The following is a 24,582-nucleotide window of genomic DNA, read 5'->3' on the forward strand; positions in this document are numbered from 1 at the left end:
TATTATTACTAACCACAGTGTATTTAAATTAGATATAAAGCCCAACCCATCTCAAGCTATTTTATTCTGGTTTTGATCACTACATAAAATGATAGCTGTATTTCAATAGTTCAAAAATGCAGCCAAATTTTCATTAGGCTGCATTCTCGTTGTTATATTTACTTTTTAAATGGAAATGCATATTTCACAATACGCCCTAACACCTGTCCATATTGTTTAAATAAACTGGCATTATTATAGTTAATCCCATATTTTTTACATACTGCTTCAACTTTTGGAGCCATTTTACGATAGCGTCGTGCGGGTACGTCTGGGAATAAATGATGTTCTATTTGGTGGCTCAAATGTCCGGTTAAAATATGGAAAACTTCAGAACCTGTCAAATTTGAAGAACCACGAATTTGACGCATGTACCAATGTCCACGGCTTTCATTTTGCAAAACTGCTTTAGGAAAAACTTCAACGTCTTTAGTAAAGTGACCACAGAAAATGATACTAAATGTCCAAATATTACGCATGCCATTTGCCACAAGATTTCCTGTAAATACAGGCAAAGCCGCAGGACCAGCAATCAATGGGAAAAATACATAATCCTTGAACAAAAGTTTACCCATTTTTTTCTGGGCAGGCTTCCAATCTCCCATAAACTGTTTCCATGTTTTACGTTTATAGATCAACTTACCAATTTCAAGATTCTGAATAGCTACCCCCCATTGGAATAGTAAACAAAATGGAATGCTATATATGGGTTGCAACAAGAAGCCAGGTTTCCAGCGTTGTTCTGGGAATAAACGTAACAGTCCATAGCCAATGTCATCATCCATACCTTTAATATTGGTATAAGTATGATGTTTAAAGTTATGCGTTTGACGCCAGTTATCTGCTGTTCCTACGGTATCCCATTCATAAGTTTGTCCATTGAATTTTGGATCGTTCATCCAATCGTATTGTCCATGCATCACATTGTGACCCATTTCCATATTTTCCAGAATTTTAGAAACACCTAACAAACCCGTTCCCAAAACCCAAGCTGGTGGAAACCAACCTGCAAATAAACAAGCGCGGCCTAGAAAACTCGTATAACGAATTGCACTATAAACACGGCGTATATATGCGGCATCTTTTTCGCCGATATCATCAAGTACATCCTGTTTGATTTGATCGAGCTCTTTAGCAAATTGATCGAGTTCAGCTTGAGTCAATTCTCTATTTTTGGGATTTTTAAAATATTCAATTTTTACAGGCATATTCATGGGAGTTTTCTCTTTAAAGGTCGATCACAAGATCAGACTTGGCCGAACTAACACAGATTTTAATGAAATTTTTCGGTTCGCTATTTTCACTGGCATTAAGTAAATCTTTGGTAGTGCCTTCTGTTTTTTGGCAGACACATTTATGACAAACGCCCATGCGACAGCCGTAAGTAGGTTTCACATTGGCCTGTTCAAGTCCTGCCAGAATTGACTGACCCTTAGGGATTGCGATGGTCTTATTAGAACGGCTCAAAGTTACATTAATAAAACCTGTGTCATTATCGGCGATTCGAGTCAAACTAAATGCTTCACTCATAAACACTTGCGCGTGACCAAATAATTCTTCCGCTGTTTGTACAAACCCTGATGGCCCACACGCATAGACAGTTGTTTTTTCCAGATTTTCGATTGCAGCCAAATGCGTTACATTTAAACGATCGTCATGTTGTGTATCCTGAGTCGTAAAGATTTTTAAGTCAAACTGAGGATATTGAACTGTAAGTTGTTCAAATTCTGAGGCAAAAGCCGCTTCGTCACGATGTTTAACCCAATATAAAAGTTTGACATGCGATTGCGTCAATTGCTGATTGCATTTTAGTTGTTCGATCAGGCTATACATGGGGGTAATCCCACTACCCGCCGCCAATAAAATAATATTCGGTTGGTTGCTAAGTTGCATATCACCAAATGGCTGCCCAATTTCCACAAGGTCACCAATTTGACTTTGCTCATGTAGCCATGTACTCACTTTACCATCTGCAATTTTCTTCACTGTCAAAATAAGATGGCCTTCACGTTCAGTTAAACTATAACTACGTTCATATAATCGACCGTTTATTTTTACTTTAACAGGATGATGCTGCCCTGCCTGTCCGACTTTCACATGACGATTCGTTTGCAAAGTTAAACTGATCGTATCTTTTGCAACTTGTTTTTTTTCTATGATTTGTGCCAAGGCACGAGAGGTTGACCAAATTGGATTAACTTTTTGTAGCCAAAAATCAGCTGCATGCGGATCAAACACTGATTGTGTCAATGTACGAAAGAGTGATGGACTCTTAGGGATTGCTTGCATAGGAATGCCACTCTAGGTTGCTTTCCAATTATTATACACATGTATATAAACTTGTATATACACGTGTACTTTTATTTACATTTCACAACTGACTAGACTGTGGTTATAATGATTGAATACTTACAATGTATTGAAAAATATGACTGCTTCTTCTTTTTCTTCAACCCTTGCTTCTCATGCGGATATGTCTGAATTTAATGAGAAAGCTCCTAGCCGTACTGTAGGACGCAAAGCAACGATTACTAAAGAGGAATTATTTGAAGCCGCGTTAAATCTGATTGGATCAGAAAAAAGTATAGCCTCTTTAAGTTTACGCGAAGTTGCACGTGAAGCAGGCATTGCCCCTAATAGTTTTTATCGTCATTTTAAGGATATCGATGAACTGGCAATTGCTTTGATTGATCGTTCAGGGATTGTATTACGTCAAATTATTCGTGAATCTCGGTTACAAGCCTCTAAACAAAACAGTATTATCCGCAGTTCTGTTGAAGTCTTTATTCAGCAGTTAGATACTGATGAAGGCAATTTAAGTTTATTGTTACGTGAAGGCTTTACAGGGTCTAAATCTTATAAAGAGGCTGTCGAACGCCAACTAATTTTCTTTCAACAAGAGTTACAAGAAGATTTAATTCGGCTGGAACGTTTGAATCGTAGTAAATTGTTTCATCCCGATTTGGTAGCTAAAGCAATTACTCAATTGGTCTTTAATATGGGGGCAAAAGTTATTGATTTGCCGTATGAAGAACGAGAAGCAGTTGCTGAACAAACGATGATCATGATTCGCATGATTTTAGAAGGTGCGCGTCATCTGGATGAATCAAAAATACGCTAATCATTTGACTTTACAAATAAAAGCCAAACAAAAACTTCTGATACAAAACTTGAAAAATAAAAACAATTCTCAATTAGATAGTGTGATAGCTTAAAAACACAACATTAAGTTACCTAAAGCTAATAGGTAAATAACGCTATCTCAATACGGGGTTATCATGAGTAAATCAACTTCAAAAGTATTAAAAGTATATACACGAAATAATTTAGATGCGTCAGTGAAAGAAGCGACTGTTCAAATTTTAAATCAGATTTTAGCTAATCTGATTGATCTTTCATTATTGACCAAACAAGCGCATTGGAATATGCGTGGTAGCAACTTTATTGCTGTACACGAAATGCTGGATACTTTTAGAACATCACTTATCACACATTTGGATAACGTGGCTGAACGTGCAGTACAAATTGGTGGTACAGCTCTAGGTACAACCCAAGCAGTTACAAATACCTCGCATCTTAAAGCGTATCCTGTTGAAATTCATGATGTGCAGGATCATTTAAAAGAGCTTGCTGATCGTTATGCGATTGTGGCTAATCATTTACGAGATACGATTGAGGAAATTGAAGATCCGATTTCTGAAGATATTATTCATGCGGCTTTAGAAGATCTGGATCAATATTTATGGTTCCTTGAAGCTAATATTGATCAGGACAAAACTGCTTAATCAGTGTTTTAACTAATAAATATTTTAAGCAATAAAAAGGAGGAATACATTCCTCCTTTTTGCATTTTTATTAATCAAAAAATTTATGGTTTTACCACGACCATTACTTGAATCGCTTCAGGCGTTACAGATAATCCATCAAGAAGGCTTAAACCTTCTTTCTGTAATTTTTGCAAACGTTCAATTTCATCTGGACGAATGCTCGGATTGAATTGTTTTAAATAACTTAAACGCTCAATCTCATATTGCCATTTTTGACCATAATGCTGTTTAGCCTGTTCAATCAATGTCGGTAAAGATGTTTTTGCAATCTCTAGCGCCTGTGTGTAGCGTTGTTCGATTACTTCACGGCGCGCTTTAACCACCTGACGACAGCTATTACCATCAAGATGATGCAAATAAGGTTTTAAAATTGATGGATCAATTTTTTCAGACAAATCCTGACCAGTCTCACTCAATAATACCCGAATTAATTGTTTTGGTAAGCTTGATGGAAGATTTAAAGCTTTTGGTGCAACTACATCCACTTTAAACCAGACTTCAATGAGCACTGAACCTTGTTTAAGTGCATTCGACTTCAACACCGCAACATTGGTACTACCAAAAGCTTGGGTGTTGATCATTTCCATCACGCTTTCAACAAATGGATGTTCCAATGTCAGGTATTGTGCATCTTCGCGAATCTGTGCCTGATCGCGATAGAACGTAGCAGTCATTCCTTCTTCATCAAGCGTTAAACCCTGCACTTGCATTTGGTCCGTTGGCTTGATAATAACCGTACCATTACTCTGCTCATCAAAGTCGATATTGGTCGATGACATAAATCGCTTCATAAACATAGGCAATATCGTATTGTCATCATAATCTTCAAGCGCTTCTACAATTTTTTGAGCCACCACCGGACGACAAGAATTGTATTCTAGCAAACGGTCACGACCCGCTTGTAATTCTGCTTCTAAGGCCTGACGCTGAACATTAACTTCCTCAAGTAAATCTTCAAAGCGCTGACCAAGGTCAGCAAGCAGACATTCTTTTAGATCAACAATAAAATTTTCCTGAAGCGTTTGAGCCGTTGGTGAAATACTACTAAAAATATTTAAGGCTTCGTTGTACCAGCGGAACATACGCTCTTGGGCAGTTCCAATTAAATAAGGCACATGAATCTGGATTCGATTTTCCTGACCGATACGATCCAGACGACCAATACGTTGCTCCAGTACGTCTGGATTGGCTGGTAAATCGAATAGAATCAAATCACTGGCGAACTGGAAATTACGGCCTTCTGAACCAATTTCAGAACACAATAAAATCTGTGCGCCATAGCTATCTTCAGCAAAATATGCCGCAGCCTGATCACGCTCAAGCAAGCTCATGCCTTCATGGAACATGGCTGTACGAATGCCCGCATGTAAACGCAAAGCATTTTCCAGTGCTTCAACTACTGGTCCGCTACGCGCAATAAGTAATACTTTTTTATGTTTTAAATCTTTTCTCAGAACTTCCATTAACCAGGCAACACGCGGATCAGTCTCCATCCACGAGCCATCAAGCTGGCCCTCTTCTGGCCACATTTGCTCACGTAACTTGCCATCCATCGACCAATCTGCGGGTGCTGGTAAAGGTGCTGGCTGACAATCACGACCTGGAAAACCCTGAATTGCTTCACGCGTATTACGGAACAAAATACGACCCGTACCATGACGATCCAACAGCTCTTGAATTGCCTGATAACGCTGTTCGGGTTGGTCCTGAATACGATGACCCAACAAACTCTCTAAAGCATTAATATGTTCATCTGTTAATGCCTCATTAGACATGAGCACTTCAGCAACTTTAGCGGTTTGCTGATATTTTTCTTCTTCATCCAAAAAACGATCCAAGCGATTAAAACGTTGTGGATCAAGCAGACGCAATCGAGCAAAATGACTTTCTACACCTAACTGCTCAGGCGTCGCTGTTAAGAGCAATACCCCCGCTGTTTGTTGTGCAAATTCTTCAACCAGATCATAACGATCATTACCGCCTTCTTCTTCACTCCACATTAAATGGTGTGCTTCATCCACCACCAATAAATCAAAACCTGCTTCGAGCGCTTGTTCACGCAAGTCTTCATGGTCAACCATCAAGTCGACACTTGCAATAATGCATTGTTCAGTCGAGAAGGGATTTAAGTCAGGATCATGTTCTTTAATTGAAGCGGTACGCGTCAAATCAAATAGTGAAAAATGCAGATTGAAACGGCGACGCATTTCAATCATCCATTGATATTGCAAAGAGTCTGGGACTAAAATCAGAATACGTTCTGAACGACCTGTTTTAAGCTGTTGATGAATAATCAATCCCGCTTCAATGGTTTTGCCCAAGCCCACTTCATCTGCAAGTAATACACGTGGTGCAAAACGCTGACCAACTTCATGTGCAATATAAAGTTGATGCGGAATAAGCCCAACTCGCGCGCCAATTAAACCACGCAAAGGACTAGTTTGCATTTGTGCTTGCATGATTAACGCTTCAATACGTAAATCGTACCATTCTTTATAATCGACCTGACTTGCAAGCAGACGATCTACAGGCTTGGAAAGCTGAATTTGTGCGCCAATTCTTGTTTCATTGATTGCCTTGCGCTCCTGCTCACCGCCTTCTAAAGTGCGTATCACATTGTAACGCAATACTCCATGACGATCTTCAATGGATTCAACCAGCCATTTCTTGCCTTCTTGATCCTGCACTTCATCATTAATATTAAAAATAATACGCGATAAAGGTGCATTGTTGCGTGCATAGACACGTGTTTCATCACTTTTTGGGAATAAAATGCTGATCGAACGCTCATCAACATCAATTAGTACACCCAAGCCGAGTTCAGTTTCCGTATCTGATAACCAACGTTGACCAATAGCAAACTGCTGCAATTTTTCCACCTTTATCTCAAATTTGCACCACACATTTTACGCTGTTCATTGAGTTTAATGTCAGTCATTTTGTGTAGTCTTTAAGCACATATTTTGACACAAAGCTCATTAAAAAGAATGAGCTTTTCACGATTGTTAAAAAAAGTTTTGACCTTAAAACGGAACAGGACAATCAAATGTCAAATGCTCTCCCGTTTTAGGATGTTGAAAACTTAAACTCATTGCATGTAAACACAAACGAGGTGTAAGTTGCTGATATTTTTCATCTGCATATAAAGTATCCCCAACAATAGGATGTCCTAAATATTGCATATGTACACGTAACTGATGTGAACGTCCCGTAATAGGTGTCAACTGCACTCGAGTTACAGGTTGTCCGTTCCATTCAAGGTTTTCAATCACCTTCCAGTATGTTAATGCGGGTTTATGGTGTGTAGGGTCAACAATATGTAAAGGGGGGCGTTCCGGATCATATACCACTGGAATATCAACCGTACCCTCACCCGTTAAATTGCCTGCGACAACCGCCTGATAGATTTTATCCGTCTGACGTGCCTGAAACTGTTTGGAAATATGTGTTTGCGCTGCTTTTGATAAAGCAAAAACCAAAATTCCCGACGTATCCCGATCCAGCCGATGAATCAGTAAGGTACGAGATTCCTCTGCAATCAGTCGCGTTAAGACACTATCATTTAAATCTCCTTTTCCCGGAACACTGAGTATGCCTGCTGGTTTGTGAATGACAATAAAATCATCATCACGATAAATCAGGTGATCGCTTAGAAAATTACTCAAACTCTATTCCAGAAGTGATTTTTAAATCAGCGGGCAATAATAAAAATCTTGAGCCAGAAATACAATGCAAAAACAGAATTTTTCATTAAATTTTAGCTAGATCTCTGATCAAGAAACAATTTCATAAAAGATAAAGAGAGTTCTATTCAGTATTTATAAAATTTGCTGAAAGAAATCGTGGATTGTTGTCTGAGCAATATCAGCATCTTCAAAAGCTTCTGCTCCTGAAATACCAATCGCCCCGATCAATTGTCCTTCATAAATAATAGGTTCTCCGCCTTCGAGCATACCTGTTACACTTTCCAGCGTTAAAAAACCCATTTGACCATTACGAATAATATCTTCATAAAATTTAGATGGCCGACGACTCATGGCTGAACATTTGGCTTTTTCCAGACTTAAATTCGCTGTTAATGGAGTTGCGCCGTCCATACGTTTCATAATCAGTAAAGCACCTGACTCATCAACGATAGAAATACTCATATTAAAACCGCGTTGGGCGGACAGTTCAACGGCACGATTCATTAAAATTTCTGCATCTGCCAACGTTAGATAATGTTTGGTTTTCATTCAGTTTGCTCCAGTAAAAAAGCCCAATACTGGGCTTTCTTTCAATATTATGCTTTCATTGATTGAAATGTTTCTTTGGCAGCCTGAATCGTAGATTCAATGTCTGCATCACTATGCGCTGCTGAGATGAATCCAGCTTCAAATGCTGAAGGCGCAAAGTTCACACCACGATCTAACATACCATGAAAGAACCTTTTAAAAGCGTCGGTATCACAGGCAAGCATTGAATCAAAACTGGTAATGTCTTCTTGATGAGTGAAATACAGACCGAACATGGCACCTGCCTGTTGGGTTTTGAAAGGAATGCCCGCTTCATCCGCTGCAGCTTGTAAACCAGTAAGTAACTTTTCAAGTTTAACATTTAGATTTTCATAAAAATCAGGCTGACGCAAATGCTTGAACATTTCAATCCCTGCGCGCATTGCCAAAGGATTGCCCGATAAAGTTCCTGCTTGATATACGCCACCTAATGGCGCAATGCATTCCATAATTTCACGCTTACCACCAAATGCACCAACAGGTAAGCCAGCACCAATAATTTTACCAAGTGTGGTCAAATCTGGCTTGACGTTGTAATAAGATTGCGCCCCGCCCAATGCAACTCGAAAGCCAGTCATCACTTCATCAATGATAAAGACTGAACCGTACTCGTCACAAATATTACGGATGGCTTGCAAGAAACCCTCAACCGGCTTCACTAAATTCATATTACCTGCTACAGGTTCGACAATAACCCCTGCAATTTCATGGCCGAATTTTGTAAAGCATTCTTTTAAGGCAGCAATATCGTTATAAGGAAGTGTTAAAGTATGTTTAGCAAAATCCGCTGGTACACCTTTAGAAGTAGGTTCCCCTTCACCTTTAGTTAATAGACCCGAACCAGCTTTTACTAAAAGTGAATCTGAATGTCCATGATAACAGCCTTCAAACTTCACGATTTTATCGCGACCCGTATAGCCACGTGCTAAACGAATCGCAGTCATAGTCGCTTCAGTACCCGAATTGGTCATACGTACCAATTCGATAGATGGCATAATTTCGCAAATAATATCGGCCAAAGTGGTTTCATGCACGGTTGGCGCACCAAAGCTCAAACCATCTTCTGCTGCCTTTTGTACCGCCTGAATAATATCAGGATGTGCATGCCCCAAAATCATAGGGCCCCATGAACCCACATAATCGATATAGCGCTGATCATCTTCATCCCAAAGATATGCGCCGTTGGCTTTTTTAATAAATACCGGAGTTCCACCCACACCATTAAATGCGCGAACAGGAGAATTGACACCACCAGGAATATGCTTACTGGCTTGCTCAAATAATTGCACTTGTTTTGGAGATAAACTCATGAATACTCTCGATATTTGTAACTTTGTATTAAATCAGAATGCAGAACATTATTTTTTAGATAAATCTTCTGCAAATAACGCAGCCCACGCATTTACGCGCGCAGGAATTTCTTGAACCGAACGGCCTAATATATCACTAATCACGGCACACAGGTCAGCTCCGTTTTCAATCACTTCTCTGGAATTTTCAACTATCAGACCGCCGATCGCACAGATCGGTACACCAATTTTTGAACGTGCCTGTTTTAGCGTTTCTAAACCGATATTTCCTGCCTCTGGTTTAGTATTGGTCGCATAAATTGCACCAAAAGCCACATAGGTTGCACCGTCAATAATAGCCTGTTCCGCTAGTTCAATTGAGTTGGCACAGGTTCGACCAATAATAGCATTAGATGCGAGTCGAGCTTTCGCATCGGTAATTTCACCATCTGACTGACCCAAATGTACACCTAACTTAAACTGAGCCGCTAAAATTAGATCATCATTAATAATAAAAGGAACTTGATATTTTTCGCAAAGCCATTTAATCGCATCGACTTCGACAGGCTGATTTAGTGGAGTTACTTTTTTACGACGATATTGCAAAATTGCTATATGTCCCGTTGCCAATGCGACTTCCAATTTTTCTAATAAAAGCTCGATGGGATCGTCATTGGTAATTAAATATAAACCGCGCATTAAATTAAATTCTCTTCATTTATTTTAGACTGGAACATAAAAGACTGTATAAGCTCGTCCTACACAGCCCCTCATTTATTTAAGCCATAAATCCAGTTTGGCTTGGTCTTCAATATTAAACTCGACTGTCTGTAACGGAATTTCGCCACCCACTACAGCAAACTGAATTAACTCGTCACGGCGAAACGCATGTACAGTGAACTGTCCTTGCTGCTTTGCATATTGTGCTAATAACTTTTCAGACGCTTTTAATCCATCAATCGCGATAATCACATCATTGGCAGATAAACCAGCTTTTGCGCCTTCTCCAGCACGATTGGCTTGCTGAATCAGCACACCTTCAGGTTTATCTAACAGCTTTAAGCCAAATGGCAACGCTTTATCATGTTTAAATTGATAGCTTAATCCAAACGATGGCAGTAATTCATTGAGCGGCAGTTCTTCCGTAGTATTGATCAAGAAGCTCAAGCGTTCGGTCCAGTCCTGGCCTGTCAACTCTTTACACAAATCAAAGATGGTTCGTTCATTAACCTGAACACCTTTTTGCGTATTTTCATATAAACGACGCAATAATGCATCAAGACTAGAATCATAAGTGCGTAACCCAAGATCAAGACATAAAGCGACCAATGCGCCTTTATTGTAATAACTGGTGCCTGCATTATTTGAATTTTCATCTTGACGATAAAACTTGATCCATGCGTCAAAACTTGATTCGGCTACTGACTGAATAAAACGTCCCGGATTTTGTAGATAACGATCAAATTGTGCTTTGAGTAATTTTAGATAGGATGCTTGTGAAATCACTCCACTACGCAGCAAAATCAGATCATCATAATACGAAGTAAAACCCTCAAAAATCCACAGCAAAGAAGTATATGATTCTTGATGTAAATTGTACTGGACAAAATTTTCAGGGCGTATAAATTTGACTAACCAGGAATGAAAATATTCATGACTGCATAAACCCAAAAAGCGCTGATAGTCTTCCGATGGCTCTTCAGGTTCACTGACTTTAGGCAAATCATTACGCGGTATAATCAGGCTAGTACTATTACAGTGTTCAAGTCCGCCATAACTATTGCCCGTCGCCATAGTCATAAAAGTATAATTTTTAAATGGTGCTGAACCAAAAATTGCAATTTCAGTTTCACAAATTTTGTTTAAGTCTGCCTTTAAACGTTCAACATTCATTTGATGCTGACCAGAAACCACAAATTCGTGTGGAATCGCCTTTGACTCAAAGCTAAAACGGGTTTGCTCTGCCAGCTCAAATGGACTATCAATGAGTTGATCATAATTGTCCGCTTTTAAAGTAAAACGCCCTTTCACCAGACTTTTTGATGTTAAACCCGTCGCAAGCTGGAAATGTTTAAGTTCATCGGGTAAAAACAATTCGACTTCACAGGCCGATTGTTCTTGATCTTGTAGTCCTAGACACACACAAGCAGGATTGACATATAAACGCGTCTGATCGACATAGGCACCGCGAACAGATAAATCATAAGCATAAACATCATATTCAACTGTAATCAGTTCATGATCAGTATTGAATAATTGCCATCTATTTTTTTGATCTTTCCTTATTGACAGTAATCGCCCGGCTTCATCATAAGCTTTGACCGATTCAATATGCTTTGCAAATTCACGAATCAGATAACTTCCTGGAATCCATGTGGGTAGCCAAAGTTCCTGATTTGGATTGGCCAAAAAACGCATGGTGACATGGATTAGGTGTTGGCGATAATCATCAAATTCAATTTGGTAATGCAACATATTTTCAGGATATCAAGTCAGTCAATTTCAGTTAGCTTAACATTTTTTTACGACCTCATGAGCGGTTGTCGCATTTGTCTACAAAAGTCACTAGCCATCATGAAAAAAAAGGCATAGCATGCAACTATTTTTAGCATTTCACACCACAGGATGGTCATGCAGGTGAACACGTGAGATTTTTTCTTTCACTCTTTACGCTATTTAGTCTATTTTGTACAACACTTGCCAATGCACAACTCTTGAATATTGCACCTGAAAGTGTCGAAGCTCAGGCATGGAGCATCATCGATGCACAATCAGGACAAATCATAGCTGAATACAATAGTCATGCGCAGCGCGCTCCTGCTTCTTTAACCAAGATGATGGTGGCTTATATTGCCTTAAAGGAAATTAAAGCAGGAAAATTGCGTAAAGATGAGATTTTAACTGCAACACCTGTGGTTAAAATGGTTCAGTGGGATGAATCACAAATGTACCTAAAAGAAGGTGAACAAATTTCTGTTGACCAGCTTTTGGCAGGCCTCATTGTCATGTCAGCCAATGATGCTGCTGTTACCTTAGCCGAGCGTATTTCAGGAAATGTACCTGCATTTTTGAAACGGATGAATCAAGAAGCTCAAGCTTTAGGCATGAAAGATACGCACTTTTCTAATCCTGCTGGCGTCACCATGCCAGATCATTATTCAACGTCCCATGATTTAGGTTTACTTGCTAAAGCATTAGTCAATGAAGTACCTGATTATTTAAGCTATTCAAAATTACCAAGTTTTAGTTATAACCAACGTTTTCATCATGCGACTAATTTAGTGCTCAAAAATGACCCAAGTGTGGATGGTTTAAAAACAGGTTTTACTAAAGCAGCGGGTTATAATCTGGCACTAACTGCCAAACGCCCAACCTTGAATCCAGATTTACCTGAACGCCGTCTGATCGTGGTAGTGTTAGGGACTAAAAGTGCGATAAAACGTGCTGAAGTTGCGCATAAGCTGATGAATCTGGCGTATACCTACACACGCGATGAAGAAGTTATAAAAGATAAACAGTTAATTGCTGAATTACCTGTCATCAAATCAACCTTAAAGATGTTTAAAGTTGAAACGCAACAACCTACTATTGTCACTACGTCTTTATATGACTTAGCGCAACCGATTGATCTGAATCAATTTGATATGCAAACTCAACGCCTGCATGTCACTTTTGATAATGGAATAATGACCACTATTGAACCTTTGCAAACCACTAAAACTCATGTGAACGTTGAACTGAATGAAAAACAGCTTACAGCTCCATTAATGAAAGCGGTTAATCTTGCAACTGTTCAGGTTTATCAAAACAATCAATTGATTCAAAGCATTCAGATTAATGACAATGTTCAAATTCAGGAAGCTAATATTTTTGAACGATTCTTCATGTGGGTGAAAAGCCTTTTTTCACTTTTCGGGCATGATGAACAAAGCGTTAAACTCTATCCTCTCAATTAATTGCAAATGATTTGATATTTGAAAAGGTCGCTTTTGTGCTGCCTTTTCTTTTTTATAAACCATATGACCATATTTAAAGCATAAAAATTTAATTTTGCATTGAAATCGAGAAAATCATCCCTATTTATGAAAAAATGACTGTTTAAATGTGAAAACTTGTGCTTTTTTACGATTTTTAATCTACAAAACGAATTTTTCACTTTATGATGTGTACTTAAATTGATTGAATGGATCAAATAACATGACTGCTATTGCAAATAACCACGTGGTTTCATTCCACTATACGCTGACTAATGCAGAGGGTGAAACTCTTGACCAATCACAAGGTGAACCACTTGCCTATTTGCACGGTGCAGGCAATATCATCCCTGGTTTAGAAAATGCTTTGGCTGGAAAAACTGTGGGTGAAAAATTTACAGTAAATGTACCAGCAGCTGAAGGTTACGGCGAATATAATCCTGACCTTGTACAAGAAGTGCCAGCACAAATGTTCCAAGGTGTTGAAAATATTCAACCTGGTATGCAATTCCAAGCTCAAACAGATGATGGCGTTCAAATCGTTACTGTAAAAGCAGTTGAAGGCGATAATATTGTTGTTGATGCAAACTTCCCTCTTGCTGGTCAAGATTTAACGTTTGAAGTTGAAATTGTTGAAATTCGTGATGCTACTCAAGAAGAGCTAGATCACGGTCACGTACATGGTGCGGGTGGTCATCACCACTAATCGGTTCATTTCCGATCTAAATAAAGCAAAGTTTCGACTTTGCTTTATTTTTTTTGCCGGATAAAACCCATAATTTATTTAGATATCTTAAAATTAAATAATGAAAAATGAGATTAAAATCACAATATTTGACCTTTTATGTGACATATGTTAATTTTTTCTTGAATTATGATTTATCATAAATTCATCCCTCTAGCCGCCTTGTAATTTATTGCAAGGCGGTTTTTCATTACCCCGTTATGCAAATCGCCTATATCAATATAGCCACCATTTAAACTTTGTACTTATTTCTGACCAGCGCCTAACTTTAAGTCTAATTTACGCATAAAGGTCTATACAACTTTTAGCTTCACCGCACAGAAACATTATTTCTGAATTGTAATTCGCCTTGTAGTTGTTTTCATTTGTTTTTATGATGGAGATCAAGGTGCAGACTCCGCTTATACTTACATAGAGATCGCATTTTAGATTTATAAGAATGATTAGTTCACATAGGAATAATACATCATGAAATATCAACATATTTTGGTCCCAGTTGACGGCTCTGACATTTCTCTCGCTGCACTTAGACAAGCAGCCTCAATTGCAAAAGCATTTGACAGTAAAATTACTGCTATCAGTTTATTGGCTGTCGATCCGTTTAGTGGTGTCGATTTTTATTATGTTTCCCCAATTATGAAAGACTATTTTATTGAGGCAAGTGCGCAGGCAGAAGAAACTTTGGCTAAAGCAAAAGCCATAGGCACTGAATTGGGTGTTGAGGTTGAGACTCAAGTAGTTAAGGGTGAAGTCTCATCAGAAGGAATTTTACAGGCAGCCGAAGATTTAAAAGTTGATTTAATCGTGATGGGTTCCCATGGTCGCAAAGGGTTTCAGAAGTTTTTCCTTGGAAGCTTTGCGCAAGATGTATTAGGTAGTACTGAGTTACCTGTTCTTATTGTAAAAAAATAAATTTAGACACTAAAAAGCCCGTTTTTACGGGCTTTTCTAGAACCTAAACAATGTGAGTAAATATCCTCAAACATTGTTTGTTGTTAGCTAATTACAAATCAAGGTTACCATATCTGATGTATCTCGGCCGAGACCTAACTCTTATAAACCAAGCAGTATATGAATACCTTAGTTTTAAATTAGCACTTTAAACTAAAACGGTCAAGTTTTACTCAACCGTTTCTTTGGTTTTTTTGATGTAATGGATCGTTAGGCCAAATTCTTTATATGCCAACCAGGCCGCAGTCATACATAATAATGCAATAATTGCAAAAATTAGATCCATTTCTACAATTCCCAAAATTAAAAATAATAACGAGAAAACAACTAATAAAGCGAAAAACAAAAAACTCAGATGATACTGACGCATAGGAGATACCCAAAATTTGATAGGCAACCCCACTTTACACAATTAAACAAAATAAAACAATTATCATTTTCATTTATGCTGATCTCATTTGCTGTCACCCATTTCAGTGAAATTAGATTTTTTAGTCTCTAATTTGCTTCTGTAAGCAAAAGAAATGAACTGATGTGCTTTTGCAGCAATTCTTATTAAATATTCTAAAATTGTACTTAATCAGTAAAATAATGAATTAAAAGCATATTTTTATCTTAGAATGCTTAAGTTGGTTTCATCCATGTTAGATCAAAAATAAATCGCTCATCTATTCTATTAAGTGAATAAAACCGAATCGGAGAAAAACATGTTAAAAAAAATCATCATTACTACTGGTATTGTTTCAGCACTCACAATGGCGGGCTGTGCCACAATGACCAACCCATCAACTGACCGTAATCTTGCCATGCTACAAAATAAATCATGGCTGGTAACAGAAATTAATGGGGTTGAATATAAAGCAAATCCAGCCCAAACCACTAATATTCCATCACTCATGTTTGATAATAGCGCATTGAGTGGATCTGATGGATGTAATCGTATTATGGGTGGCTACACTGTTAAGGGTTCTCAAATTGCCTTTACCCAACTTGCGAAAACTCAAATGGCTTGCTTGAATGCAACCGATGTTCCTGAGAAATTCTCAAATGCCTTGGAACAAACAACTAGCTACAAAGTCTCTGACAAAAAATTAGAGCTTATGAATAGCGATGGAAAAGTCGTGATTCAGTTAAAAAATAAATAAATGCAACGCACTCCCAATCGCTGATTGGGAGTGTTAATTTGTCATAAAATGCTTTCTTAAATTTTTACTTTATAACAAAACTTAAATTTTATATATTCATGTCTTATAAAAAATAATTAAAGCTTATCCTTCACCATTTTTCATATCTGAAATTCTTTGAAATTGCTTAAACTATTCTTAATCTTCATTACCTATTGATTAGTCCATTTCACTTCTAGGAAATATTAAAAATTAAATAATATTTGTCCAACCCAATTATGTTTACTTTAAAAAATATAAAACCAATCTGCCGTAATTTATATTTTATCTAAATTTACTTTCAATTCTAAAATCTTCTGATCGACCTTTTTCATATTAAATATATGGAAATTCAATTTATTTATTTTTAAGAATAAGCTTACAAGCGTAGCATAAAACACTACTGATCTTGATAAGTTAATATTAAGGATTTAATCATGAATGCCAAGTTCAATCATTCTACGTCTTTGACGATTGCTTCTGTAGATGAAATTTTAAAAAAAGCACAACAATATTCGCTTGAAAATGAACTCAATTTTACGGGGAGCGTTCCTCCCACAGAAGCTTGGTTTTTAGTGGAACAAGGTCATGCTATTTTGGTCGATGTCCGAACGAATGAAGAACGAAAATTTGTTGGCTATGTTCCTGAAAGTATTCATGTCGCTTGGGCCACAGGAACATCATTTAATCGTAATCCACGTTTTACTAAAGAGCTTGAAAATAAAGTAGGCAAAGATCAGACCATTTTATTACTTTGTCGTAGTGGTAAGCGTTCTGCGTTGGCTGCTGAGGCAGCATTTAAAGCAGGTTTTAATCACGTGTATAACGTGCTTGAAGGCTTTGAAGGTGACCTAAATGAACAACACCAACGCAACCAAAACAATGGCTGGCGTATTCATCATTTACCTTGGCTACAAGATTAAGAATGATTATTTGGGTCTTTGCTTTTAATTTATTTAACTATTTGTTTGCTAAGGAATTTTCGTGAGCCAATGGAACATACAGCCTGTCGTTGAAGGTTTACAACAAGCACGCCATGACTGGAGAGAGCGTCAACATCGAATCAAAGAATTTGGTGGACGTGAACTTCCGTCTAAACAATCACTTAAATCTATTTTAGAAGATTTGTGTGGCATTTTATTTCCAATGCGGCTTGGGCCCAGTGATCTTCGCCAGGAAACAGAAGACTATTATATTGCCTATACGCTGGATCGAGTCCTTAACGAACTATTTTCACAAGTTAAATTAGCATTGAATTATCAGGCAAAAACTCATGTTAAACAACTTCCTGTTTCCAGTAATGAGCGTTTGTTATACGAACAACAGGTCACTTTAGCGAAAACCATCGTTCAGGATTTTGCCAATACTCTACCGAATATTCGTCGTGTATTGGATGCGGATGTATGTGCTGCGTATGAAGGCGATCCAGCAGCGCACAGCGTAGATGAAGTTTTGCTGTGCTATCCAGGAATTTTAGCGATCATTCATCATCGAGTAGCGCATCAATTATATGCAAGTGTCCCCTTACTTTCACGAATCATCTCTGAACTCGCACATTCCGCTACTGGTATTGATATTCATCCGGGCGCAGAAATTGGCAAGGGGTTCTTTATTGATCATGGGACAGGTGTAGTGATTGGTGAAACTTGCGTGATTGGCGAGCATGTCAAAATCTATCAGGCGGTGACTTTAGGTGCTAAACGTTTTGAAATTAATCAGGATGGTGCACTTAAAAAAGATTATGCACGTCACCCGATCGTGGAAGATGATGTAGTTATTTATGCAGGTGCAACCATTCTAGGAAGAATTACGATTGGTAAAGGCTCTATCATCGGCGGCAATGTCTGGTTAACTCATAGTGTTCCACCCGCTAGTCAAATCTTACAGTCCCCCTCAGAATCTCAAAAAAAGAATACAGCTTAAAATATATCTAAGTGAGTTTATCAAACCTATAAATAATCAAATTCAGGTTAAGTTTTATTGAATCTTTTAAATAAGTATTTATTTATTTTTATCACCATTTTTTATAACTATAAATTTATAAAGAATAAGCAGAATAATAAATAGAAATAGCTTTATTTATTATTTTTAAAAATCTGACAAACCAAATAATCTATTTAACGAAATTAAATAAACACAGATGAATTACACTTTTTATTAACAACGCCACTATAAACAGGAAAATATATCCATGGCAAAAAACACTGATAAAGTTCAACTTGCACTTAGTGATCATGCAGCAAGGCAACTTGCTAATGCAACTAAGACTGTTCCACAACTTTCGACCATTACCCCACGTTGGCTCACGCATTTATTGCAATGGCTACCTGTAGAAGCGGGTATTTATCGCGTCAATCGAGTAAGCAACACCGATGATATTCAAGTGGCATGTACTCAACGTGATGAAGCAACTTTGCCACAAACTTTTGTCGACTATGATGCTCAACCACGCGAATATTTTCTGAATGGAGTTTCAACCGTTTTAGATATTCATACACGCGTTGCTGATCTTTACAGCAGTCCACATGATCAGATCAAAGAACAACTCCGTCTCACGATTGAAACGATTAAAGAACGTCAGGAAAGCGAATTAATCAATAATCCTGAATATGGCCTTTTGGCAAGTGTGGCAGATGAACAACGCCTGTCAACACTTAGTGGCCCCCCTACACCAGATGATTTTGACGATTTATTACGTAAGGTCTGGAAAGAACCCGGGTTTTTCCTCGCGCATCCGGATGCAATTGCAGCATTTGGCCGTGAGTGTACTCGTCGCGGTGTACCACCACCCACTGTTAGTTTATTTGGCTCACAGTTTATTACTTGGCGTGGCGTTCCTCTTATTCCATCCAATAAAATTCCAGTCGAAGATGGTAAAACAAAAATCTTGTTATTACGTGTGGGTGAAAAACGTCAAGGCGTGGTTGGTTTATTTCAACCGGGTTTGGCAGGAGAACAGTCACCTGGTCTTTCGGTACGATTCATGGGGATTAACCGTAATGCGATTGCATCTTATCTGATCTCATTATATTGCTCATTAGCAGTTTTAACTGAAGATGCTTTGGCTGTACTCGAAGATGTGGAGGTGGACAAGTATCATGACTACCCAGTTAATTACAAATAATCTAGCATCTACCAGTAAGGAGCAAGGTAATTCAACTGGTTCTGAAAAGGCCACTGTTTACCCGCCATCTCACTTTCCAGATGAAGCAACGCTTTCACGACTTGCCTCTGAATTTTTTGCCGCATTACCCAGCTCAGGTAGTAATCATTCTTCTGGCTTGAATTTGGATTTACCTAATGTTGGTGCTCCCCCACATCCACCACAACCTGCTGAACCATTGGCAGCTTTAAGTGGGCGTGCGCCAAATATTGCTTATGAAAAAAGTTTAAATCCAGAGTATCCTGAGCATATCCCAAATTATCCAGACTCTCCTGAACGCCGTGCGATAGCATCTTCACCTGTAATCGGTGGTGCAAACTTACCTAAGCCTCCGATTGAGCCAAATTTTCCAGCGGCTATTCATAGTGCTCCCAATATTCCTTTGGTTGAACCGTCTCGCACCTCAACCAGTGAAGCTTCCCCCTTTTATTTTTTAAATGATTTTGTAGCGCCGCAAACGTCTAATTCTGTATTTGAGGCTGCCCATTTTGCAACAGCACAATCATTTCAGCTTCCACAAGGTGATGCACTAGCAAATCTGTTGTCTGATGAGCAGAAAGCAAAGCCGCAAAGTCAGTCATCTTCTGGTTTTTACTTTTTGGATATTCCACCAAACACTCAGACTTATGGGAATTATCAACCGTCACAGCCTCAATTTCTTACGAGTGCAGCACAACCTTTCGATGTGCATGTTATACGTCGTGATTTTCCAATTTTGCAGGAAAGAGTAAATGGCCGTCCTCTGGTTTGGTTTGACAATGCGGCTACGACACAAAAGCCTCAAAGTGTGATTGATCGGATTGCCTATTTTTATCAACATGAAAACTCAAATATTCACCGTGCAGCACATGAATTGGCCGCACGGGCAACAGATGCATATGAGCATGCACGTAATGTAGTTGCTCGATTTATTGGAGCAAAATCACCGAAAGAAATTATTTTTGTTCGTGGTACGACTGAAGGAATTAATCTGATTGCGAAAACATGGGGGGAGCAAAATATTGGCGAAGGCGATGAAATTATTGTGTCTCATCTGGAACATCACGCCAATATTGTTCCGTGGTTTCAACTTAGCAAAAAAAATGGTGCAAAATTACGCGTGATTCCTGTCGATGATACAGGACAGATTATTTTAGCAGAATTGCCCAAACTGATTAACGAACGTACTAAACTAATTTCAATTACTCAAGTTTCTAATGCTCTAGGTATAGTAACACCTATTCCTGAAGTGATTCAGATCGCCCATTCCAAAGGGGTTCGTGTCTTAGTGGATGGCGCACAATCTGTTTCACATATGCCAACCGACGTACAGGCCATTGATGCTGACTTCTTCGTATTTTCTGGACATAAGGTGTTTGGACCTACAGGAATTGGTGCTGTTTACGCCAAACCTGAAATTCTAGAAACCATGCCTGTATGGGAAGGTGGCGGCAATATGATTCAGGATGTGACATTTGAACAAATCATTTATCAGCCTGCACCGAATAAGTTTGAAGCAGGTACAGGAAATATTGCGGATGCGGTGGGTTTAGGTGCTGCATTGGAATATGTAGAACGTTTAGGTATTCATAACGTTGCTCGTTATGAACATGACTTACTTGAATATGGGCAACAGGCGCTGAGTAGTGTTAAGGGAGTGCGCCCCATTGGTACTGCTAAAAATAAAGCCAGTGTAATGTCTTTTGTACTTGAAGGATATTCTACTGAACAGGTCGGTAAAGCCTTAAATCAACACGGGATTGCCGTGCGTTCAGGCCATCATTGTGCCCAGCCTATTTTGCGCCGTTTTGGTGTTGAACAAACTGTCCGTCCTTCCCTGGCATTTTACAATACCACTGAGGAAATTGATTTACTGGTATCCGTATTACATCAATTAAGTAGAGTTAAACATGTTCATTAAAACATTTCATTCGCGACTATAGCGAGAAATAAATTCATCATGTTTTATTGATCACTGGGTTAAAATCTTAACCCAGTCTTCTTTTCAATCCACTAAAATAGATTGGACTCATCACTTCTAAAACTACCTTATATTTTTATGGATAAAGTGGCGGGAAATGTCATACTTTTCATACCACTCTAAAATTAGAAATTATATATAAACACCATATTGAATAATTTGTTCCATTGGTCATCATCGCCTTTAGCAAGTGAATCCACATTTCCACCAATAAAAATATCATTTTTACTCATGACGTATTCTGTATAAACTGAAATATTTTTATGATTCCAAGCTACGCCCAAGATATTGCGTTGTGAATTTTTAAAACCATCTTCATCTTTCTTCAATCCACTCAAAACAATATAAGGCGTGACATTAAGATCAGCTTTGACATTGTTAAAAACATAGTTCATATCAACTGAATAAAAGGTTCCTTTATTGGCAATATTGTATTCGCTATCAAACGAACCAAAAGTCGAATAAGTAGAAATTGAATCTTTATTGTCTATTTTCATCTGACCTGCAGTCAGAGTTATCCCCATGTTTTGGTAATGAATAGTATTAAATAAAGACCAAATTTTACGAGTACCCTCTTGATCATTTCGTTGATTATCGAGCTTTGAATACCAATAACTTCCGCCAATCTTTACGTTAAGATCATCATTTTTTGAAAAATTGAGATCTTGGCTTATACGCGTAACAAACATGTCTTTTTCTTTAAGGCTAGTCATCATTGCATTATCTGTTTTTATGGTATTAGCAGAATAACGGGCAGTATCGTTGTTTGATGTCCCTGTATAATTACCTCCATCTCTTATAAAATAAGCCAAATCAACTTTGGTCGCAGATGGAAATTCCGTATGATAATTAAGGCCTAAATTAAGCACATCCTGTAAACCCAATGTATAGTTAAGACCTGCATAAAAACTGCTATCCCAATAACGATCTGGCCCAAAAGGAACAGGCTGTAAGCCGAAAGTAAGATGATCTGTTTGATTTAAACGATAGCCCGCATATGCAGAGACCAACGTTGAAAAGTCACATAAATCAGACCACTGATAACACCGCCATTGTGCACTACCAAATACTTTTGGAGAGTCATATCCCAAATTCAAAATGGCTGCATCAAACTGCACGCTATTATCGGGGTCAATATCAGCACCATAATCTTTATAGTTATATTTAGCACGCAATGTGCCTGAAATGGTGAATGCACCCGTATCAAGTTTTGGATCACCCACAGTGAACCCTGCAAAAGTAGGCAATGTCATTCCAAACATGGATACACCTAATGCAATATAATAGTAAACCTTTGTATTCATGAACAAATCCCTGTTTAATTCAATATATAGAACACTTAAATCTTTTTCATATTTCCATTTTCTTGAAAATAAAAGACCCTTTTCAGGTCAATCCTTTCCTGAAGTTAATTTTTAAAATTATGTATTTAGATGGAATCTATGAAATAAAACATCCTTTTCAATCCGCTTTAAAAAGGATGTCCAACTGGATAGAAATTATTAAGCTAAACCATGTAGCTCTTTCCAGTTCCCTGGATGCACTACATATCCGAAAGTTGCGTGACCCGCATAAATGAGCTCAGTTCCTTCTGGGATCCAGAGCATTTGTCCTGGATGGACTTCATATTTCTGTCCATTGGCAGTAAGTTCAAAACAGCCCTCAATCACGAAAATTACTTCGTCATAAAGTAGTTTCCATGTTACTTCTGCCCCCTCCCAACGAGCAAAACCAATTCCCATGTTTGGCGAAATATCAGAACTCAACGCTCGAGCTACATAAGCTGTGCCTGTCGGCGTATCCCCGCGTAGATTAAACTCAAGATCTTTATAATCAACTAAATGTACTTCTTTCATCGTCCTATCCATTTTATAACTCACATTTACTTTGCCATTTTGCCAAGGCAATACGGAATTTCACCCCCATGCCTAAAAATGGTTCTGGCGGATTCAAACTTGGCATTCCTGTGACATAACGAATATCGTTTAAGGCTTGTGAATCAACACCTACGACAAGATCAGCGAGAAGTGTTCCTGAAATTGTTCCCCAAGCTGCACCTACACCATTGTCGCAAGCACTGGCATAAACGCCCTCATCCAACTCCCCAAAAAAGTTGGTGAAGTTACGTGAAATCGCATAGACCCCACCCCAGGTATGAGTAAAGGTGACATCTGCCAAGTCAGGATATCGGTTTAAGAATGCTTTACGATGTTCGTCATGAATTTGTTGACGTGCATAATCACTTACATTGGAACCATATTTGGGCACATGTTTGTAAGTATTACGGATCAGAATACGGCGGTCTGTAGTCATGCGTAAGGTCGTACCTGCATGATGGGCTGGGGTCAGCCCCCAATCCAATTGACCGTTATAGACCTTCATTTCCTGATCTGTCAGTGGGCGTGTCCAACTGGCAAAAGTCATTACAGGCAATAACCGATTTTTTAAATAACCAAATTCTTTGGTAAAAATACTGGTTGCCAATAACAATTTAGGGCTAACAATCGAGCCATTGTCGCCATTTAGTACCCACTTTCCATTTTGTTTTTCTAGACTCCGAATTGGAGACTGTTCTAACAACTCAACATTTTCAGGTAAATGTTCTCCCATTCCCTGCACTAAAGCTGCTGGCTGCATCAAATAAGAATTTGGTGTAAAAATCGCTCGGCTATAATAATCCGTGCCCAACACTTTTTTCAGTTCAGCTCTTTCCACCCACCGATATTCTTCACCCAAATCTTTCATCAGATTTTCAAAATGAGCGAGATGGGTTTCCCCTAACTCGCCCACGGCCCCTTGATATTTGCCTGCTGCCGACCATTGACAATCAATCTGAAATTTATTTACCAAACCTTGTAACTGCGCTATGGCTGAACGGTTCAAACTCAATAACTTTTGCTTTAATGCTGCATCCGGATGTTCCAAAGAAAATTTATGGGGTAAATCAATGACAAAACCAGAATTACGCCCAGATGCCCCCTCTGCAACACATTGCGCATCCACAAGAATAATTCTAGCTTCAGGTTTTAGTTCCGAAAGTCTACGGGCTGCCGCCAAGCCTGCGAAACCAGCACCAATAATTGCATAGTCAGCTTGCTGTTTACCTATAAGTTTTTTGATTGGCTTGATTCTCGGTGGCAACACTGCATACCAACCACAACTTTTATCATCATTTGGCAAAGTGATCATTTTGTTTA

At 38.5% G+C, this 24,582-nt stretch carries 22 protein-coding genes; 10 read left to right on the top strand and 12 right to left on the bottom strand.

Going from position 1 to position 24,582, the window contains the following annotated elements:
- Window positions 1-158: 158 nt before the first annotated feature.
- Together IAE19_RS03960 and IAE19_RS03965 are read right to left on the bottom strand one after the other, a co-directional pair.
- Window positions 159-1,253, bottom strand: a complete 1,095-nt coding sequence (locus IAE19_RS03960; RefSeq protein WP_200459631.1) for a fatty acid desaturase family protein — start codon at window positions 1,251-1,253, stop codon at window positions 159-161.
- A 13-nt stretch (window positions 1,254-1,266) separates the two neighbouring features.
- Window positions 1,267-2,328 carry a ferredoxin reductase gene (locus IAE19_RS03965; protein ID WP_200459632.1) on the bottom strand — a complete coding sequence of 354 codons (1,062 nt, stop codon included), beginning with the start codon at window positions 2,326-2,328 and terminating at the stop codon, window positions 1,267-1,269.
- A 139-nt stretch (window positions 2,329-2,467) separates the two neighbouring features.
- On the opposite strand from IAE19_RS03965, the gene fabR reads away from it, so the two are divergent.
- Window positions 2,468-3,160 carry an HTH-type transcriptional repressor FabR gene (gene fabR, locus IAE19_RS03970; RefSeq protein ID WP_200459633.1) on the top strand — a complete coding sequence of 231 codons (693 nt, stop codon included), beginning with the start codon at window positions 2,468-2,470 and terminating at the stop codon, window positions 3,158-3,160.
- A gap of 157 nt (window positions 3,161-3,317) precedes the next feature.
- The gene (dps, locus tag IAE19_RS03975; RefSeq protein WP_200459634.1) at window positions 3,318-3,824 is read left to right on the top strand and encodes a DNA starvation/stationary phase protection protein Dps; all 507 of its coding nucleotides are present in this window, start codon (window positions 3,318-3,320) and stop codon (window positions 3,822-3,824) included.
- 83 nt (window positions 3,825-3,907) lie between these two features.
- Here the strand turns inward: dps and rapA are convergent, their stop codons facing one another.
- The 6 genes from rapA to IAE19_RS04005 all read right to left on the bottom strand — a co-directional run bounded on the left by rapA (window position 3,908) and on the right by IAE19_RS04005 (window position 11,904).
- Window positions 3,908-6,745, bottom strand: coding sequence for an RNA polymerase-associated protein RapA (gene rapA / locus IAE19_RS03980; protein WP_200459635.1), 2,838 nt, complete (start codon window positions 6,743-6,745; stop codon window positions 3,908-3,910).
- A gap of 144 nt (window positions 6,746-6,889) precedes the next feature.
- Entirely contained in the window at window positions 6,890-7,531 is a 642-nt protein-coding gene (locus IAE19_RS03985) for an RluA family pseudouridine synthase (protein ID WP_200459636.1), read from the bottom strand.
- 153 nt (window positions 7,532-7,684) lie between these two features.
- The gene (locus tag IAE19_RS03990) at window positions 7,685-8,101 is read right to left on the bottom strand and encodes a GlcG/HbpS family heme-binding protein (protein WP_200459637.1); all 417 of its coding nucleotides are present in this window, start codon (window positions 8,099-8,101) and stop codon (window positions 7,685-7,687) included.
- Between the two features lie 47 nt (window positions 8,102-8,148).
- The gene (hemL, locus tag IAE19_RS03995) at window positions 8,149-9,450 is read right to left on the bottom strand and encodes a glutamate-1-semialdehyde 2,1-aminomutase (protein WP_200459638.1); all 1,302 of its coding nucleotides are present in this window, start codon (window positions 9,448-9,450) and stop codon (window positions 8,149-8,151) included.
- 48 nt (window positions 9,451-9,498) lie between these two features.
- The gene (gene thiE, locus IAE19_RS04000) at window positions 9,499-10,128 is read right to left on the bottom strand and encodes a thiamine phosphate synthase (RefSeq protein ID WP_200459639.1); all 630 of its coding nucleotides are present in this window, start codon (window positions 10,126-10,128) and stop codon (window positions 9,499-9,501) included.
- A 75-nt stretch (window positions 10,129-10,203) separates the two neighbouring features.
- Complete coding sequence (locus IAE19_RS04005) at window positions 10,204-11,904, bottom strand: M61 family metallopeptidase (protein WP_200459640.1); 1,701 nt, start codon at window positions 11,902-11,904, stop codon at window positions 10,204-10,206.
- A gap of 170 nt (window positions 11,905-12,074) precedes the next feature.
- Between IAE19_RS04005 and IAE19_RS04010 the strand changes: the two genes are divergently transcribed.
- From IAE19_RS04010 to IAE19_RS04020, 3 genes are all read left to right on the top strand, one after another.
- Window positions 12,075-13,385, top strand: a complete 1,311-nt coding sequence (locus IAE19_RS04010; RefSeq protein WP_200459641.1) for a D-alanyl-D-alanine carboxypeptidase PBP6B — start codon at window positions 12,075-12,077, stop codon at window positions 13,383-13,385.
- Between the two features lie 241 nt (window positions 13,386-13,626).
- A complete protein-coding gene (locus IAE19_RS04015) occupies window positions 13,627-14,109 on the top strand; it encodes an FKBP-type peptidyl-prolyl cis-trans isomerase (protein WP_200459642.1) in 483 nt (160 codons plus the stop codon).
- A gap of 507 nt (window positions 14,110-14,616) precedes the next feature.
- The gene (locus IAE19_RS04020; RefSeq protein ID WP_200459643.1) at window positions 14,617-15,060 is read left to right on the top strand and encodes a universal stress protein; all 444 of its coding nucleotides are present in this window, start codon (window positions 14,617-14,619) and stop codon (window positions 15,058-15,060) included.
- Window positions 15,061-15,268: 208 nt separating this feature from the next.
- Here IAE19_RS04020 and IAE19_RS04025 read toward each other — a convergent pair whose 3' ends face one another.
- A complete protein-coding gene (locus tag IAE19_RS04025) occupies window positions 15,269-15,469 on the bottom strand; it encodes a hypothetical protein (protein ID WP_200459644.1) in 201 nt (66 codons plus the stop codon).
- Window positions 15,470-15,806: 337 nt separating this feature from the next.
- Between IAE19_RS04025 and IAE19_RS04030 the strand changes: the two genes are divergently transcribed.
- The 5 genes from IAE19_RS04030 (at window position 15,807) to IAE19_RS04050 (ending at window position 21,325) form a co-directional block, all read left to right on the top strand.
- A complete protein-coding gene (locus IAE19_RS04030) occupies window positions 15,807-16,244 on the top strand; it encodes an META domain-containing protein (RefSeq protein WP_200459645.1) in 438 nt (145 codons plus the stop codon).
- A gap of 455 nt (window positions 16,245-16,699) precedes the next feature.
- Window positions 16,700-17,185 carry a rhodanese-like domain-containing protein gene (locus IAE19_RS04035; protein ID WP_200459646.1) on the top strand — a complete coding sequence of 162 codons (486 nt, stop codon included), beginning with the start codon at window positions 16,700-16,702 and terminating at the stop codon, window positions 17,183-17,185.
- A 61-nt stretch (window positions 17,186-17,246) separates the two neighbouring features.
- A complete protein-coding gene (gene epsC / locus IAE19_RS04040) occupies window positions 17,247-18,185 on the top strand; it encodes a serine O-acetyltransferase EpsC (RefSeq protein WP_200459647.1) in 939 nt (312 codons plus the stop codon).
- Between the two features lie 268 nt (window positions 18,186-18,453).
- Window positions 18,454-19,386 (top strand): family 2A encapsulin nanocompartment shell protein, encoded by a 933-nt coding sequence (locus tag IAE19_RS04045; protein ID WP_200459648.1) that lies wholly within the window; start codon window positions 18,454-18,456, stop codon window positions 19,384-19,386.
- Complete coding sequence (locus tag IAE19_RS04050; RefSeq protein ID WP_200459649.1) at window positions 19,361-21,325, top strand: family 2A encapsulin nanocompartment cargo protein cysteine desulfurase; 1,965 nt, start codon at window positions 19,361-19,363, stop codon at window positions 21,323-21,325. The genes IAE19_RS04045 and IAE19_RS04050 overlap by 26 nt, the downstream gene beginning before the upstream one ends.
- A gap of 185 nt (window positions 21,326-21,510) precedes the next feature.
- On the opposite strand, the gene IAE19_RS04055 is transcribed toward IAE19_RS04050, so the two are convergent.
- From IAE19_RS04055 to IAE19_RS04065, 3 genes are all read right to left on the bottom strand, one after another.
- On the bottom strand, window positions 21,511-22,689 hold the full coding sequence (locus tag IAE19_RS04055; RefSeq protein ID WP_200459650.1) for a hypothetical protein: 1,179 nt from the start codon (window positions 22,687-22,689) through the stop codon (window positions 21,511-21,513).
- Between the two features lie 198 nt (window positions 22,690-22,887).
- Complete coding sequence (locus IAE19_RS04060; RefSeq protein WP_200459651.1) at window positions 22,888-23,241, bottom strand: cupin domain-containing protein; 354 nt, start codon at window positions 23,239-23,241, stop codon at window positions 22,888-22,890.
- Between the two features lie 13 nt (window positions 23,242-23,254).
- Window positions 23,255-24,574, bottom strand: a complete 1,320-nt coding sequence (locus IAE19_RS04065) for an NAD(P)/FAD-dependent oxidoreductase (protein ID WP_200459652.1) — start codon at window positions 24,572-24,574, stop codon at window positions 23,255-23,257.
- Window positions 24,575-24,582 lie beyond the last annotated feature (8 nt).

The sequence above is a fragment of the Acinetobacter sp. S40 genome (assembly GCF_016624705.1).
Lineage (GTDB): Bacteria > Pseudomonadota > Gammaproteobacteria > Pseudomonadales > Moraxellaceae > Acinetobacter.

Bases quoted from the DNA above. Each gene is read 5' to 3' on its own strand.
- IAE19_RS04050 (WP_200459649.1), top strand. From the start codon at position 19,361: ATGACTACCCAGTTAATTACAAATAATCTAGCATCTACCAGTAAGGAG.
- IAE19_RS04005 (WP_200459640.1), bottom strand. From the start codon at position 11,904: ATGTTGCATTACCAAATTGAATTTGATGATTATCGCCAACACCTAATC.
- IAE19_RS04030 (WP_200459645.1), top strand. From the start codon at position 15,807: ATGTTAAAAAAAATCATCATTACTACTGGTATTGTTTCAGCACTCACA.
- fabR (WP_200459633.1), top strand. From the start codon at position 2,468: ATGACTGCTTCTTCTTTTTCTTCAACCCTTGCTTCTCATGCGGATATG.
- IAE19_RS04065 (WP_200459652.1), bottom strand. From the start codon at position 24,574: ATGATCACTTTGCCAAATGATGATAAAAGTTGTGGTTGGTATGCAGTG.
- thiE (WP_200459639.1), bottom strand. From the start codon at position 10,128: ATGCGCGGTTTATATTTAATTACCAATGACGATCCCATCGAGCTTTTA.
- IAE19_RS04015 (WP_200459642.1), top strand. From the start codon at position 13,627: ATGACTGCTATTGCAAATAACCACGTGGTTTCATTCCACTATACGCTG.
- IAE19_RS04055 (WP_200459650.1), bottom strand. From the start codon at position 22,689: ATGAATACAAAGGTTTACTATTATATTGCATTAGGTGTATCCATGTTT.
- hemL (WP_200459638.1), bottom strand. From the start codon at position 9,450: ATGAGTTTATCTCCAAAACAAGTGCAATTATTTGAGCAAGCCAGTAAG.
- IAE19_RS04060 (WP_200459651.1), bottom strand. From the start codon at position 23,241: ATGAAAGAAGTACATTTAGTTGATTATAAAGATCTTGAGTTTAATCTA.
- IAE19_RS03990 (WP_200459637.1), bottom strand. From the start codon at position 8,101: ATGAAAACCAAACATTATCTAACGTTGGCAGATGCAGAAATTTTAATG.
- IAE19_RS04045 (WP_200459648.1), top strand. From the start codon at position 18,454: ATGGCAAAAAACACTGATAAAGTTCAACTTGCACTTAGTGATCATGCA.
- IAE19_RS03965 (WP_200459632.1), bottom strand. From the start codon at position 2,328: ATGCAAGCAATCCCTAAGAGTCCATCACTCTTTCGTACATTGACACAA.
- dps (WP_200459634.1), top strand. From the start codon at position 3,318: ATGAGTAAATCAACTTCAAAAGTATTAAAAGTATATACACGAAATAAT.
- IAE19_RS03960 (WP_200459631.1), bottom strand. From the start codon at position 1,253: ATGAATATGCCTGTAAAAATTGAATATTTTAAAAATCCCAAAAATAGA.
- IAE19_RS04025 (WP_200459644.1), bottom strand. From the start codon at position 15,469: ATGCGTCAGTATCATCTGAGTTTTTTGTTTTTCGCTTTATTAGTTGTT.
- IAE19_RS04020 (WP_200459643.1), top strand. From the start codon at position 14,617: ATGAAATATCAACATATTTTGGTCCCAGTTGACGGCTCTGACATTTCT.
- IAE19_RS04035 (WP_200459646.1), top strand. From the start codon at position 16,700: ATGAATGCCAAGTTCAATCATTCTACGTCTTTGACGATTGCTTCTGTA.